The following is a 14,900-nucleotide window of genomic DNA, read 5'->3' as shown; positions in this document are numbered from 1 at the left end:
GGACTCCACATAATCCCACGCGCCGCATAACGCCGCTTATGTGCTGCAGCACATAAGCGGCGCGGCATGCGCAGCCTGGCCCTGCAGGTGCAGCAGAGCTTCGGATGTGATCCCTTCGCCGGGGATCTCTACATTTTCAGGGGACGCCGCGGCGACCTCTGCAAGATCATCTGGCATGATGGTGTCGGCATGTCGCTTTATGCCAAGCGTCTCGAGCGCGGGAAGTACATCTGGCCTTCGGCCGTGGACGGGGTGATTGCCATCTCCCCTTCGCAGATGGCCTGCATGTTGGAGGCTATCGACTGGCGTAACCCCAGGCGGATTGATGGCGTTGAGCTTACAGCATTCGATGAGCGTAGCGATCACCGCCCAGTTGTCGCCGCCCTCATCGGAGCCGGCGAAAAGGGCATTCTTACGGTTATGCATACATTTCCATAACCGTAAAAACTGGTTATTCGCCGGTTCAAAGGCAGGCGGTGATCGCGCTGCCGCCATCTACTCCGTCATCGAGACCGCCAAGCTCAATGGCCTCGATCCGCAAGCCTATATCGCGGATGTCATCGCCAGGATCGCAGGCAACTGGCCCGCTGCCCGCTGGGATGAACTCATCCCATGTAACTGGCGGCCAGATCAGCAGCAGATCGCCAACGCCGCCTGAGCCGCGGTCTTCTCGCCACGCTCACAAGGAGATCGCCCATACTCCTGCTCCCGATGCATGGCAGCGCCTCTCCGCGGGCGAAGGCACCAAAGGCGCACGGCTTCATGACTGGGCCTATTGCGAACTCGCCGATCTCGACGCCGACGAATATGATGAGACCAAATCGGGTCTTTGGACCCGCGGCCTGCTGATCCGCCACACTGTAGGGCGACATTTACGGAGGCCGGTTGGCGTCAATTATGATGGCCGGTAAGCGGCCGCACCGAGTGGTGGGATTTGGGTATCACGCGAGCCTTGTAGTGGCAACGGGCCTTGGGCAACCGGATGTTGGTAATTGTCGCTGGCGCCGGTGGTGAAGGCAGCTGTGGCATTGCGGGAGTAATTGACGGTGGCGACAATTACCTGGTGTCGCAATGCCTTATGCGGAATGCTCCCTGGACGCGAGGTTGGCGACAATTACGATGGCCGGTCCGATGCCGGGCCGGTTGGGTGATTATTGGCTGGTTCGATGCGACTGATGGCGGAGCGTTTTCGGTAGCTCTCGCCGTTCATCTCGATGATGGTTGAGTGGTGAACGAGGCGGTCGATGGCGGCGACACTCATGGCGGGATCTGGAAAAACGTTGTCCCAAGCGGAAAATGGCTGGTTGGCGGTGATCGCGATCGAATGGCGCTCGTAGCGATGGGCGATGAGCTCGAACAGGGCGCTGGTCTCGACCTGATCCTTGCGGACATAGGACAGATCGTCGAGCACGATGAGGTCGTACTTGTCGAGTTTGTCGAGCATGGAGGGCAGACTGAGATCGCGGCGCGCAGCCTGAAGTTTCTGGACCATATCGGTGGTGGAGCAGAACAGGACCCGGCGCCCAGTATCGATAAGCGTATGGCTGATCGCCGAGATGGCGTGCGTCTTGCCGGTGCCCGACTGTCCGAAGAACAACAGGTTGCCCCCATTGTCGATCCAACCATCGCCTGTTGCGAGCGAGAGCAGATGGGGTTTGCGCACACCAGGGGCAGCGTCGAAATCGAAGGTGGCGAAGGTCTTGCCTGCTGACAGGCCGGACTGGTCCCGATGCCGCTGGATACGCCGCGTGGTGCGTTCGGCCATCTCGATCTCGAGAAGCGAGGCGAGCAGTTGAACAGCAGGCCATCCATCCCGATCGGCGGTATCGGTAAGCCGCTTCCAGTTGCGGTTGATGCTGGGCAGGCGCAGGGCCTTGAGCATGGTGGGCAGCACGGCTGCGGCTTGATCCTTGGTCCGGGTCATCAGCGCAACTCCATGCTGGTAAGCAGGCTGTTATATCCGCGCGGATCCGGTGGTGGGATCGTCACCTCGTGCCTGGCTCGAAGGGTCGGAAGAAACTCCTGCCTGAGCGCGGTGACATCGGGGAGACGACCAGCATCGAGTGCCGCGTCGATGCGCAGAGCCAGCGCGTCGACACAATCTCCTCTTGCCGCGATATCGAGCAGGGCGACGGTGTCACGGCAGGCTTGGTGGGCATCAAGCTGGTCGTCGAAGGCTTGCCATGCCCGCCTGTAGGCGTGGGCGGGGAACAGGGCGTCGCGGTATACCAGGTTCCGCAATGCCCCGGGCTTGCGCCTCAGGTTGGCGATCATGTGGCGAAAATCGATCTGGTGGCCTCTTTGGGGATGCGGCATACGGACCCGTGGGGTGGTCATCACCTTGTCGGGGCCGAGGAATAGATCGATGCGGTCATCGAAGAGATGGGCGTGCAGCCGACGACCGACCAGGCGGGAGGGGACCGAATAGATGACCCTGTCGATAGGAACGGTGCCGTTACGGCTGACATCAACCGCGATCATGGCAAAGTCTGTGGTGCGGTGTGCTGGCAGGCGTCCCAGCAGGCGGCGTTCCTCGTCGACGAGCCTGGCCTTGCGGCGGTTCTGCTTGGCGACTTCGGCTTCTACAAAATCGCGCCAGGCGCCGAGGCTGTCGAAGTCCCGGCTGCCCCGGCGACGCAGGGCTTGGTCGAGGCGTCGCTTGAGATGGCCATGAGGGCCTTCGATCGAGCCGTTCTCGTGGGCCTCGCCGCGGTTGTTGCGGGTCGCGATCATGCCGTAATGACGGCAAAGGTCGTCGTAGCTGCGGGTGAAATCCCGCTGCGCATCGGCGTCGAGGTTCTTGTAGGCAGCGGACAGGGAATCGCTGCGGTGCTCGACCGGGACGCCGCCCAGCTTCCACAGCGCATCCTGCAGATGCTCGGACAGGGCGGCAAAGCTCTCGCCCCCCAGTACGACAGCGGCATGCTCCCAGCCACTGCAGGCCAGGCGGAAATGATAGAGCCGGTGGGCGAAAGGCTCGCCGGTGATGGTGACCTTCAGGTCGTCGCAGACCGTGAAATCCGATAGGCCCTGCCGCCCGCTCTCGTGGCGCTGCGGGAAGAATATCTCCTTCTCCTCGCCATGCAGCGCCCGCCAGCGGGCAATCCGACGTTCGAGCGTGCGCCTGATCCTGTCGGGAACGGCCTCTTCGCCAAACTCGTCCTGTAGCGTCTCGAAGATGGTGACGGCGAGAATGCCGTCGATCTTGAGCAACTCCTCGATACGGGGCCAGAAAGGCTCAAGAGGATCGGCGCGGGTGCGCCAATGGCGTCCCTGCTTCTTCTGGGAAGGCAAGCGCGGATCGTTCTCGATCCGGCGTGCGCTACGCTCGCTAATACCGGCCTTGGCGGCCGCAACGGACTGGGTGTGATGGCGACGTTCAACCATGAAAAGAAATACCTGCTGATCGGAAAGGTGGTGGCCCGGCATCGCAACCCATCGCTTCAATGTTCGATGAGTGTTCCGATACCACCGCTCGCCGCAGCCCGATCCGCACTCCCGCCCAGGGGAGAAAAGATCGCCATCGGTTGTCTGGCCTGCTCTCCGGTCGGGGCTCCGCCCCTCCCTGCGATCAGGCCAGACAACCGATCCTACCGGCCATCATAGTTGCCGCTGAACCGGCCATCGTAAATGTCGCCGCGCAGCCACACCATCAGCGATGGTGACCTTGCGGGCGTGTCGGGGAGCGCAATCGTCGGCAGAAGCTCTCCTCGCTCACCGAAGAGGGACGTGCTCTCGCGCAAGCGCTTTTCGAAGATCTCAGGCCCAACCTGGCGAATGCTTACTGGGGCAGCAAACGTATCGGCCGTTACGGCTGCTGACAGTGATGGAGCATCTCTGCTGGCCGGATCAGGCGAGCAATGCCGCCGGCTACAACCGCAGCATCAATGGCAGTAAACAGGTGCCGGACCAGGTCTGGGGGGCTGCGTCGACCTGGCCCGGCGGGTATCACCTATCCTGCAAGCCCGGTGGGGGTCAGCGACTTGCCGGTGGCGAGCTCGTTCTCCAGCACCGGGACCGCGGTACCGGCGACCTGCTGCAGCGCCGGGTCGGTTCCGTCCTGTGCGTAACCCTTATGCACCGCCCAGGTATCCTGCTGAACCTGCGCCGACTGGGTGAGATAGAGGTTGTCGAAAGCGCTCTTCGGCGCCTTCTGGAGCAGCTTGAGGAGGGCAGCGCGGTCGGCGGAAAGGGTCGAGGACGGCGCCTTGATCGTGCGCTGATCGTTCTTCAACGCCGCCAGCAGCGCTTTGTGGCTACTTTGCGTCTCTGCCAGAACGCGCTTCGCATAGGCCTTGACGTCATCACGCTGCGCGCGCGTCGCGGCGAGCTGCGACGCCTTGATCTGGTAAAGATTGGCGTCGGCCGCGGCGAGCACGTAGTTGGGTCCACTCTGGCTTGCGATCGGCGAGACGCCGATGTCGGCGCTGGTCATCGTTCCCGAAGTCGCCGGCGAAACAGCCTGAGCCAACACCGGAACTGGCGCCAGGGTAAGCAGCGCGGCAAATATCGCAATCTTCATCGAAATCATCCGTTGGTTTTGTTAGACATTGACCAAGATCAACGGCTCAAACGATAAGGAAACGGAACGGTTCCCTTTTTGGGTCTAATCTGGGTAAATCGGCCCGGCGCGTGACGGCGGGGGGCAGACCTTTGTCGGCGATCGGCCGCCTGATCCGCAGCGCCAGCAGCTCAGCGACATGACGCGCACCCAGCTCGGACATGGTCGCATTCTTTTCGCCATACCCGTTATCGCTGACTATCCTCGACCATGACAAGCTTCTCTCAAAGATCGCTCGTGCGGTCGATAATAAGCGGGTAGGTAATTTAGTTGTTCGCGCGCATATCACTGATGTCCGACCGGGCCAGTTGAGTGCGTCAGGTCAAGGCGTTTACCTGCTGGTATGGGGCGGGTAGACAGCGACAATCGAACTCGCGACAGACTAATTGCCGCGCGAACCTTGCACTGTGAGGATTTGACATCCAAGGCAGCGGTACCACGGTGAGCGTCGGGATTAAGAGCCGGATTCGGAAGTTTCTCAATTCTGACAAAGCCTTGCGGTTCTGCGCGTGAGCATGCGGATTGAGGCGACGAGGGCCCAAGCGGTGGACGAGGCTATGGATCGCTCCCAGTCTTTTGCGAGCCGACGACAGCGCCCGAGCCAGGCAAAAGTCCGTTCGACCACCCATCTGCGGGGCAGCACCTGAAAGCCTTTCGCCTTGTCCGATCGCTTGATGATTTCGATCGTCCATTTGCCCATGCCAACCAAGGCGGATCGTAGCTTATCGCCTGCGTAACCGCCATCGGCAAAGATGTGTCGCAGCCAGGGAAACCGTTTGCGAATGGCTGCCAGCACATCGACGGCCCCATCTCGGTCCTGAATATCGGCGGCATGTACGAGGATGAAGATGAGGAAGCCGCAGGTGTCCGTCAGGATATGTCGCTTCCGGCCTTTCACCTTTTTGCCCGCGTCATAGCCCGAGATTCCGCCACTTTCGGTGGTCTTGACCGATTGGCTGTCGATCACTCCGGCGCTGGGCGAAGCTTCACGCCCTTCGATTTCCCGCAGGTTCATGACCAGCACCGTGTTGATCGCGTCGAACAGACCGGCATCGCGCCAGGCATAGAAATAGCGCCGCACCGTCGATACCGGAGGAAAGCACTTCGGCAGAAGCCGCCACGCCCACCCGCTTGCCGCGATGTACAGCATCGCGTTCAGAACCTCGCGCATGTCGGTAGTCCGGCGTCGGCCACCTCGCCTCGCCGGTGGAACGAAAGGTGCTGCCAGCACCCACTCCGTGTCCGTCATATCCGATGGATATCGCAAACCTTCCCGACTATGCTCACGCCGGGCAATACCAGTCCATGCCACCATCCACTCCTTCTTGTCGCAAAGAGGCGTGAATCACAACATGCTGGTATTGCTCAACAACTTTCGGATCGGGCTCTGAAATATGCTTTGATATCAGCATAGCCAATTGCGGTCCTCTCGATGCAATTAGCGGCGGCGGTTCTTATCGCGTGCCTCCGGCGCCGGAGGCACGCAGCCGATTTCATTGTCCATCGATCCCCCGTCTTGATCAGATCTGCGACGAGCTGGCGCGACGCCTCCCCAATCGTTCCTACCATTCGCGCGCTCTCGCCCCGATCGCGCGCGGTCTTCATGGCCCCGTCGCCAATCGCCTGAGCAGGCGCAAGGCGGGGACCCGGCGGCACTCGACCCTTGGCTATCTCAGCCCCATAGATTTCGAACGGGAAGCTGGCGTAGCCTGGTTGAACCTATCTCGGTGTCCGCCAAACCGGCAGCCCGCTCGGTAGCAGTAGTCGTCACCGGCGAAGCGTCGAGCGATCCCGCTGAGACGGGAGCCGCGGGCGTGGTGAAGCTCCTCGATCAGCTCGCCGGATACGCCAGGGTAATAGACGCGCCTGCTCCGCGACGCGTCCGCTCATCGCGCGGTTCGCGCGTGTACTTCTCTGTAATGACTTCAACGCCGCCGACGCCGCCATGAAGGCGCGGCTTGGAAGCGACGTGCCAACGCCTTCAGTTTTAGTCCCAAGGAGATCGTCCGGTTCATCAAATCTCGGCCTAATTCCAGCCACGCGCTGGACGAGGCGAATGGGCGCGCTGTCTGGCCGCAAGCCCTGGCCGGACACTCGCCTTGCTGGTCCATAGCGCTGAGGTGCAGGATCGCGATGGCGCTGTGCCGCTGCTCAAGCAATCGCGCCAGCGCCACCCTTGCGTTGAACATATCTTCGCCGACAGCGCCTACAACAGCGATCGCGTCCGCAACGCTACCGCCATGACCGTCGAAATCGTCCGGAAATTCGCCGATCAGACCGGCTTCGTCGTCCATCCAAGGCGATGGGTCGTCGAGCGGAACTTCGCATGGAGCAATCGAAACCGACGCCTCGCCAAGGACTTTGAGCGAACCATAAATTCCGCGACTGCTCTGCTATACGCCGCAGCAGCCAGGGCCTCATTGACCTTATGTCTTGACCCGACGCGATAAGAGGATTGATGCAACCACCAACAGCGAACCGATTAGGTGGTATTTTGCGAACCGTTCTCCAAGCAGAGGTACGGCCATCAGGACCCCGAGCACCGATGGCAGGTTCATGTAGACCCCCGCGCGGCCCGAGCCGACCAAGGCGACCGCGCGATTGAACAGCGCGTAGGACAGCAGCGAAGGAAATATCCCGATATAGAGCAGCGATGCGAGCGCAGCAGGTGAAGCCACGGTCAGGCCAGCCCACCAGAGGTGCCAGGCATAGGGCACACTCAAAGCCGCGATCCCGACCCCGAACAGGACAGCCAGCAAACTGAGGTGGTGCATCGCCGGTGCGCGGCGCAGGAAGGTGGCATAGGCGGAATAGAGAAAAACCGCAATGATGGCGAGCAGATCGCCTCGGTTCAGCGCATCCCAGCGCAGATAGTCGGGATGCCCCTTGGTCATGATCCACGCGATTCCGGTGATCGAAAGGAGTGCGCAAACGAGGAGGATCGGGCGCACCCTCTCCCGAAACAGCACAACTGGCATGAGCAGGGTCATCACCGGCATGGTCGATTGCAACAGAAGATTGTTGGTCGCGGTGGTGAACTGCAGGCTTTGATAGACGAGAAAAGAAAACAGCCCCACCCCTACAGCCCCGAGGAGCCCAAGGAACCGCCAGCCGCCAACAATGGCGGGCAGGTCGTCGCGGAGGTGCCGCCAAGCGAAAGGGAGCACGAAGACCAGCGCCACCACCCACCGCCAGAACGCCAGAGTCACAGGTGAGAGCAAGTCCTTGGCCGCCCGCCCGACGATCGGATTCAGGGCCCAAAAGAACGAGGCCAGACACAGCAATAGGGCTGGTGATTGCCAGAGCCTGGACCCAAGACCAAGGATGCTGGACGTGTTGCTATCGGCATCTTGCAACCTAACATTCTCCCCACAAACGCCCCTTGAGAATCGTCCTTGCGCCAACGGTAGGTTTTGCATATGGTGCATCGCGTTGCATGTATAGCACGAATCGACTATGCGGCACTCGTAACAAAAAGCATGGGAGCGATGCGATGAATGGATCGTCGGGACTCGTCGATAACGCCGGTGCGAGCCAGTCTCGCCGGGTGTTCTGGGATCAAGATGTCTATCAGCTGGAGCTGGAGCGAATATTCTCGCGATGCTGGCTCATGCTCGGGCATGATTCGCTAGTTCCCAAACCGGGCGACTTCATTACGACGTACATGGCAGAAGACCGTGTCATCTTGTCGCGGCAGCCGGACGGTTCGCTGAAGGCGTTCATCAATTCCTGCACGCACCGCGGCAACCAGATCTGTCATGCTGACAGCGGCAGCGCCAAGGCGTTCGTGTGCAATTATCATGGTTGGGTTTTCGGTCAGGATGGTTCGCTCGTCGATGTTCCGATGGAAGAGCGGTGCTATCACAGCGATCTCGACAAATCCAAGCTAGGGCTCGCGCCGATCCGGGTCGAAACTTACAAGGGCTTCATCTTCGGCTGCCATGATCCCGAAGCGCCATCGCTTGAGGACTATCTGGGGGACTTCTGCTGGTACCTCGATACGATCTGGGACGGTCCGGACGGTGGTCTGGAACTGGTCGGGCCGCCGTTGAAAAGCACCCTCGCCTGCAATTGGAAAGTCCCGACCGAGAACTTCGTCGGCGATGGGTATCACGTGGGCTGGACGCATGCCGCCGCTCTCCAGATGATCGGGGGCGAGCTGGCTGGCCTGTCGGGCAATCGCGCCGACATGCCGTTTGACGACCTTGGTCTGCAATTCACCATGCGGCATGGCCACGGGTTTGGCCTGATCGATAATGCGGCGACTGCGATCCACGTCAAGCGCGACGGGTACGTCAAATATCTCGAGCAGACGCGGGGCGGAATTCGCGAAAAATTCGGGCCGGAGCGCGAACGGCTCTATGTCGGTCACTGGAATACGTCGATCTTCCCCAACTGTTCGTTCCTCTACGGAACCAACACCTTCAAGATCTGGCATCCGCGCGGGCCGCATGAAATCGAGGTCTGGACCTATACCATGGTGCCGAAGAATGCCGACACCGAAACTAAGCGGTCGATCCAGCGCGAAGCGATCCGTTCATTTGGTACGGCGGGAACGCTCGAAAGCGACGATGGCGAAAACATGTCGTCGGCCACCTACAACAACAACGGTATCATCACCCGAAAGGGGCGGATGAATTCGAGCATGGGCAAGGACCGCGAAGGGCCGCACCCCGTCTATCCAGGAATTGTCGGGGTCAGCTTCATCGGCGAAACCTCGTATCGAGGCTTTTATCGTTTCTGGCAAGAAATTCTCGATGCGCCAGATTGGGCCGCCATCCGGGCCAATGACGATACCTGGGATGCAATGTGGACCAACCGTAATTTCTGGCCTGAACGTCTGTCGGCGAAGCAAGCCGAGCCGCAAGACTGATCCCGACAGCAATCTGGACCGCAAGATGACCGAAACACGCAAGCCCGTAGGCATGGAACTGCATCATGCCATCGTCAGTCACTATTCCGCCGAGGTGCGGATGTTGCAAAACCAGCAATATCGCCAATGGTTCGATACTGTAATCGCCGAAGATATCCATTACTGGATGCCAGTTTACGAACAGCGGTTTGCACGTGACCGCCGCCCGGATCCAACCCCGGGGGATGCCGCAATCTACAACGATGACTATGCCGAGCTGCAGCAGCGGGTCGACCGGTTGCTGACGGGCCAGGTATGGATGGAAGATCCGCCATCACGAATCCGCTATTTCGTTACCAATGTCGAAGCATTCGAAATTGCACCGTTTGAATTCGAGGTGTTCTCCAATGTTCTGGTGCACCGCAATCGCCGACAGAGCGAAGTTTACGTGCACACGCTGGGACGCGAAGACAAGCTGCGGAAAACAGACAGCGGCTTCAAGGTATTCAGCAGGAAGCTGAATATCGACGCGCGCGTCGTGCAGGACAAGAATCTCTATTTCTTCGCATAAGCAAATTCGATCAAATAGAAATCAGGAAACGGGAGAGAAATAATGGACGCATACGCGGCAATTATTGAGCGTCAGGGTGGTGAATTCGTTCTGGATAACGTCTCAATCGAGGATCCGCGCGACGGCGAAGTGCTGGTCAAGGTTGCTGCAGCTGGCATGTGTCATACCGACCTGACGGTTCGCGATCAATATTACCCGACGCCGCTGCCGGCGGTGCTGGGCCATGAAGGTTCGGGCGTTGTCGAAAAGGTCGGACGCGGCGTGACCACTGTCAAGCCAGGCGACAAGGTCGTGCTCTCCTTCAGCTATTGCGGCACCTGTCCATCGTGCCTCAAGGGGCATCAGGCCTACTGTCCGAGCCTGTTCCCGCTCAATTTCATGGGCCGCCGCCTGGATGGTTCGACGCCGATTACCCGCCACGGCCAAGAGGTCAACGCCTGCTTCTTCGGGCAATCCTCGTTCGCGACCTATTCGATCGCGTCGGAAAACAACTGCGTCAAGGTTGCCGACGACGCACAGATCGAACTTTTGGGCCCACTGGGCTGCGGCATCCAGACCGGGGCGGGCAGCATCCTCAATGCGCTTTGTCCCGAACCTGGCTCCTCGATCGCGATCTTCGGGGCCGGGTCGGTGGGCCTCAGCGCAGTGATGGCCGCCAAGGCCTCGGGCTGCCTCAAGATCATCGCGGTTGACCGCAACGCAGGCCGCTTGGAACTGGCGCGTGAACTGGGCGCCACCGATGTGATCGACGCCAACACGGTCAACGCTCAGGAAGCGATCGTCGCGATGACCGGTGGCGGCGCCGACTATGCCATGGATACTACCGCCATTCCAGCGGTGCTGCGCTCGGCGGTGGACAGCACGCACAACATGGGTGAAACCGCAGTGGTCGGCGGGGCGCAGCTGGGCACCGAATTTTCGCTAGACATGAACAACATGCTGTTTGGCCGCAAGTTGCGTGGCGTAGTCGAAGGATCGAGCACCCCGCAGGTCTTCATCCCGCAACTGATTGCGATGCAGAAGGCCGGGCTGTTCCCGTTCGAGAAGCTCTGCACCTTCTATGATCTCGACCAGATCAACCAGGCCGTCGAGGATACCGAAAAGACCGGCAAGGCGATCAAGGCCATTCTCAAAATGTAGATCGCTTCTGGGGCGGCGCACCAATCGAATTGCGCCGCCTTGGACCTGCACCTGAACCTCAGGAATTTAACAATGTCGAGTGTGTTTCCCTTCGGTTCCGGCGTTCTGGTCGCAGGTCAGATTGACCTCGACAAGCGCGTCCTGGGCGGGAAGGGGGCCAACCTCGCCGAGATGGCGCGGATCGGGCTGCCCGTCCCGCCTGGATTCACGATCTCCGCCGGCGAATGCCTCGCTTATCTTGACCACGGCAGAGCTTCACTTGATCGCATCCGCGATGAGGTTTCGGCTGCTTTGGGGCTGGTCGAACGGGCGACGGGCAAGACGTTCGGCAATCCTCGCGATCCCCTGCTGGTCTCGGTGCGTTCGGGAGCGCGGGTATCCATGCCGGGGATGATGGACACGATCCTCAACCTTGGCATCAATGATGCGACCGTCACCGGCCTGGGCCAGTCCTCCGGGGATGAGCGGTTCGCGCTCGACAGTTATCGCCGCTTCATCCAGATGTATTCCAGTGTCGTGCTCGAAATCGAGCATGGCGTATTCGAGGCAGCCCTTGACCGCATCAAGGAAGATCGCGGCGTCGATGAGGATATCGATCTTCGAGTGGACGATCTGCGCGGCCTGATCGCGACCTTCAAGGATCTCGTGCTTGCCCATCACGGCGCGGCCTTTCCTCAGGATGTACATGAACAACTCTGGACGGCAATCGAGGCGGTGTTCCTCTCATGGGACTCACCGCGAGCCAAGGTCTACCGGCGCCTGAACGATATCCCCGGAGATTGGGGCACGGCGGTTAACGTCCAGGCCATGGTGTTCGGAAATCTTGGCGAGACCAGCGCTACCGGTGTCGCCTTTACCCGCAACCCTGCAACCGGCGAGAAGGCCTACTACGGCGAATGGCTGGCCAACGCCCAGGGTGAGGATGTTGTCGCCGGCATCCGCACGCCCCAGTATCTGACCAGGGCTGCCCGCGAAGCCGCAGGTGCGCGGCTTCCCTCAATGCAGGAAGCGATGCCGAAGGCCTATGCTCAACTTGCTGAGGTGTTCGAACTGCTGGAGCGCCACTATCGCGACATGCAGGACATCGAATTCACAGTCGAACGCGGCAGGCTCTACCTCCTTCAGACCCGTTCGGGCAAGCGCACTGCCATGGCCGCGCTCAAGATTGCCGTCGACATGGTCGAAGAGAGCCTGGTCGACGAAGTGACCGCGCTGCTCCGCCTCGACCCGGCCTCGCTCGACCAGTTGCTTCACCCCTCGCTCGATCCGAATGCGCCGCGGGTGCTGCTCGGAAAGGGTTTGCCTGCCTCGCCCGGGGCAGCCTCGGGGGGTGTGGTATTCGATGCGGAAACAGCGGAACGGTGGGCCGAATTTGGAGAGAAGGTCATCCTCGTCAGGCATGAGACGTCGCCTGACGACATCCATGGCATGCACGTCGCAACCGGCATTCTGACGGCGCGCGGCGGCATGACCAGCCACGCGGCCGTGGTCGCGCGGGGTATGGGCCGGCCATGCGTGGCGGGCACCGCCAGTCTCAAGATCGACCCGGTCGCGCGGGTCGCCGAGATCGGCGGCCAGCGGCTCGAAGAGGGCGCATTCATTACGATCGACGGTTCGACCGGCGAAGTGTTCCTGGGCGAACTACCGACAATCCAGCCCAAACTTTCGGGCGATTTCGCAACGGTGATGGCATGGGCTGACAAGCATCGCCGCCTGAAGGTTCGGACCAACGCGGAAACCCCGCTCGATTGCGAAATGGCCCGCCGGTTCGGGGCCGAAGGGGTCGGGCTTTGCCGAACCGAGCACATGTTCTTCGATGAAAGTCGGATCCTCGCTATGCGGCAGATGATCCTGGCCGACAGCGAAAAGGAACGACGCTCCGCGCTCGACCAGCTTTTGCCCGAACAGCGCGCCGACTTCCGACGAATCTTCGAGATCATGGAAGGCTTGCCAGTCACCATCCGCCTCCTCGATCCGCCGCTGCACGAGTTTCTGCCGCATACGGATAGCGAGTTCACCGAGCTTTCGCGGGCGATGGGTATTGACGTGGAGCAGGTTCGGAATCGCGCAATCGAATTGGCGGAAACCAACCCCATGCTGGGGCATCGAGGCTGCCGACTTGGCGTGGTCTATCCCGAAATATACGAAATCCAGGCTCGCGCGATTTTCGAGGCTGCGCTCGAAGTCGCGGGCGAGGCGGGCATGGCGGTCTGTCCCGAAATCATGATCCCGCTGGTCGGATTGCCGCGTGAACTCGAATCACTGAAGGATACCCTGTACAGGGTAGCTGAAGTCGTGTTCGCCGAAAAAGGCGAGCGGATCGCCTTTAGCGTTGGCACCATGATCGAGCTGCCGCGGGCAGCCCTGGTTGCCGACGAAATCGCTGCAAGCGGGGAATTCTTCTCGTTCGGAACCAATGATCTGACCCAGACTACGCTGGGCATCAGCCGCGACGATGCGGCGCGTTTCCTGGGTGCTTATGTGGAAAAAGGCATTATCGCCAAGGACCCGTTCGTCACTCTCGATATCGAAGGGGTCGGCAAGCTGATCGAAATGGCATCGCGCAAAGGGCGCGAAACTCGGCCCGACCTTAAACTGGGGATCTGCGGCGAGCACGGCGGCGATCCGGCCACGATCGCTTTCTGTGAGGAGATCGGGTTGGACTATGTCAGCGCATCGCCTTTCCGGGTGCCGATTGCCCGACTGGCTGCGGCCCAGGCGGCGCTGGCGCCTTCATGAACGGCAGATGCAAGCTGAAATTCTGAACCAAATCGAGATGAGGTGCACATCAATGGAATATGATCGTAAGGACGCCAAGGCTTGGGCTACGAAGACCGTCAGGGGCTTCTATCAGTGTCCGATTACCCCGATGACCGCCGATTACAAGTTCGATGTGGACGGTATCCGCTACAACATCGATAAATATGTCGAAATGGGCGTAGATGGCTTGGCCGTCGGCGGGTTCATCTCCGAATGTTGGAACGTCTCAGCGTCAGACTGGTTTCGCTATCACGAGATCGTCGCCGAGGCGAATGCCGGGCGGCTCGATCTGTGGACCATCGTGCTCGATCCCAGCGTCTATACCGCGATCGAGAAGATGCAGTTCGTCGAGAAGCTCGGGTATAACGGGGCTGAGGTGATCAACCCGGTTGTGCAGCTCAAGCGCGACGACGAAATCTATGCCTGGTTCAAGTTCCTGACCGACAACACCGATCTGGCCGTCTGCCTCTACCGGACCCCGGTTTCGGGAACCGTGCTGAGCTGGGACCTGATGCGCCGCCTGGCCGATATCGATACCGTGATCGGCGTCAAACAAGGTGCCATGAGCCGTGCCGAGACAATCAAAATCCGCCAGCTAATGCCCGAAGGCTTCAACACGATGGAGCCATTCGAATACTTCTTCCTCGACGATCTGCGTCTTGGCGGCACCGTTTGCTGGGGTGAATTGTCTTACATGCTGTACGGCAAGAAGCGCCATTTCGCCAAGGAATACATCCGCCTGGCGCATGAAGGAAAATGGGAGGAAGCGCGGGCCGCTTCCGATCAGCTCAGCGAAGTCCGCGAATTCTATCACGACAACTTCCTGTGGGATATCGCCCGCACCGCGACCTATGCCAGCGCACTTGCCAATGTGAAGGCCTGGTACGAAGCGATTGGCCTCAAGGCTGGCCCGATCCTGCCGCCGGTGGCTGATGTGACGCCGGAAAAGAAAGAGCAGATCAGGGCCAAGCTGGTCGAACTGGGCATTGCCTGAGCCGAACCAACGGGAATCCCAA

10 protein-coding genes and 4 pseudogenes are annotated in these 14,900 nt (G+C 60.4%); 9 read left to right on the top strand and 5 right to left on the bottom strand.

Translation table 11 applies throughout. The features are described 5' to 3' along the window. Positions 1–66: 66 nt before the first annotated feature. The 3 pseudogenes from tnpB to A0J57_RS26025 form a co-directional block, all read left to right on the top strand. Positions 67–258: pseudogene (gene tnpB / locus A0J57_RS26915) on the top strand (IS66 family insertion sequence element accessory protein TnpB); the annotation flags it as partial. Positions 259–439: 181 nt separating this feature from the next. Further along, a pseudogene (locus tag A0J57_RS25370) lies at positions 440–658 on the top strand (transposase domain-containing protein); the annotation flags it as partial. A gap of 43 nt (positions 659–701) precedes the next feature. Next, positions 702–854, top strand: a pseudogene (locus tag A0J57_RS26025) (IS701 family transposase); the annotation flags it as partial. A 260-nt stretch (positions 855–1,114) separates the two neighbouring features. Here A0J57_RS26025 and istB read toward each other — a convergent pair. The 4 genes from istB to A0J57_RS14635 all read right to left on the bottom strand — a co-directional run bounded on the left by istB (position 1,115) and on the right by A0J57_RS14635 (position 5,876). Beyond that, entirely contained in the window at positions 1,115–1,924 is an 810-nt protein-coding gene (gene istB / locus A0J57_RS14650) for an IS21-like element helper ATPase IstB (protein ID WP_024018982.1), read from the bottom strand. Continuing rightward, positions 1,924–3,387: an IS21 family transposase gene (gene istA / locus A0J57_RS14645; protein WP_162833671.1), complete on the bottom strand. Its 1,464-nt coding sequence runs from the start codon at positions 3,385–3,387 to the stop codon at positions 1,924–1,926. Before istA ends, istB begins: the two co-directional genes overlap by 1 nt. A 565-nt stretch (positions 3,388–3,952) precedes the next feature. After that, on the bottom strand, positions 3,953–4,522 hold the full coding sequence (locus A0J57_RS14640; RefSeq protein ID WP_031308889.1) for a DUF4142 domain-containing protein: 570 nt from the start codon (positions 4,520–4,522) through the stop codon (positions 3,953–3,955). A gap of 517 nt (positions 4,523–5,039) precedes the next feature. Then, positions 5,040–5,876, bottom strand: coding sequence for an IS5 family transposase (locus tag A0J57_RS14635; protein ID WP_024018979.1), 837 nt, complete (start codon positions 5,874–5,876; stop codon positions 5,040–5,042). Between the two features lie 799 nt (positions 5,877–6,675). On the opposite strand from A0J57_RS14635, the pseudogene A0J57_RS25360 reads away from it, so the two are divergent. Beyond that, a pseudogene (locus A0J57_RS25360) lies at positions 6,676–7,011 on the top strand (transposase); the annotation flags it as partial. Here the strand turns inward: A0J57_RS25360 and A0J57_RS14625 are convergent. Beyond that, positions 6,988–7,917, bottom strand: a complete 930-nt coding sequence (locus A0J57_RS14625) for a DMT family transporter (RefSeq protein ID WP_024018977.1) — start codon at positions 7,915–7,917, stop codon at positions 6,988–6,990. The pseudogene A0J57_RS25360 and the gene A0J57_RS14625 sit on opposite strands and share 24 nt — an antisense overlap. A gap of 137 nt (positions 7,918–8,054) precedes the next feature. Between A0J57_RS14625 and A0J57_RS14620 the strand changes: the two genes are divergently transcribed. From A0J57_RS14620 to A0J57_RS14600, 5 genes are all read left to right on the top strand, one after another. Continuing rightward, positions 8,055–9,434, top strand: coding sequence for an aromatic ring-hydroxylating dioxygenase subunit alpha (locus A0J57_RS14620; protein ID WP_061939704.1), 1,380 nt, complete (start codon positions 8,055–8,057; stop codon positions 9,432–9,434). Positions 9,435–9,459: 25 nt separating this feature from the next. Further along, positions 9,460–9,984 carry an aromatic-ring-hydroxylating dioxygenase subunit beta gene (locus A0J57_RS14615; protein ID WP_008827666.1) on the top strand — a complete coding sequence of 175 codons (525 nt, stop codon included), beginning with the start codon at positions 9,460–9,462 and terminating at the stop codon, positions 9,982–9,984. Between the two features lie 42 nt (positions 9,985–10,026). Beyond that, entirely contained in the window at positions 10,027–11,124 is a 1,098-nt protein-coding gene (locus A0J57_RS14610; RefSeq protein WP_024018976.1) for an NAD(P)-dependent alcohol dehydrogenase, read from the top strand. Positions 11,125–11,196: 72 nt separating this feature from the next. Continuing rightward, entirely contained in the window at positions 11,197–13,863 is a 2,667-nt protein-coding gene (gene ppdK / locus A0J57_RS14605; RefSeq protein ID WP_008827668.1) for a pyruvate, phosphate dikinase, read from the top strand. 52 nt (positions 13,864–13,915) lie between these two features. Beyond that, positions 13,916–14,878 carry a dihydrodipicolinate synthase family protein gene (locus tag A0J57_RS14600; protein WP_008827669.1) on the top strand — a complete coding sequence of 321 codons (963 nt, stop codon included), beginning with the start codon at positions 13,916–13,918 and terminating at the stop codon, positions 14,876–14,878. Positions 14,879–14,900 lie beyond the last annotated feature (22 nt).

This window comes from Sphingobium sp. 22B, assembly GCF_001580035.1.
In the GTDB taxonomy this organism is placed as follows: Bacteria; Pseudomonadota; Alphaproteobacteria; order Sphingomonadales; family Sphingomonadaceae; genus Sphingobium; species Sphingobium fuliginis.
This window is presented reverse-complemented; position numbering and strand designations above follow the sequence as displayed.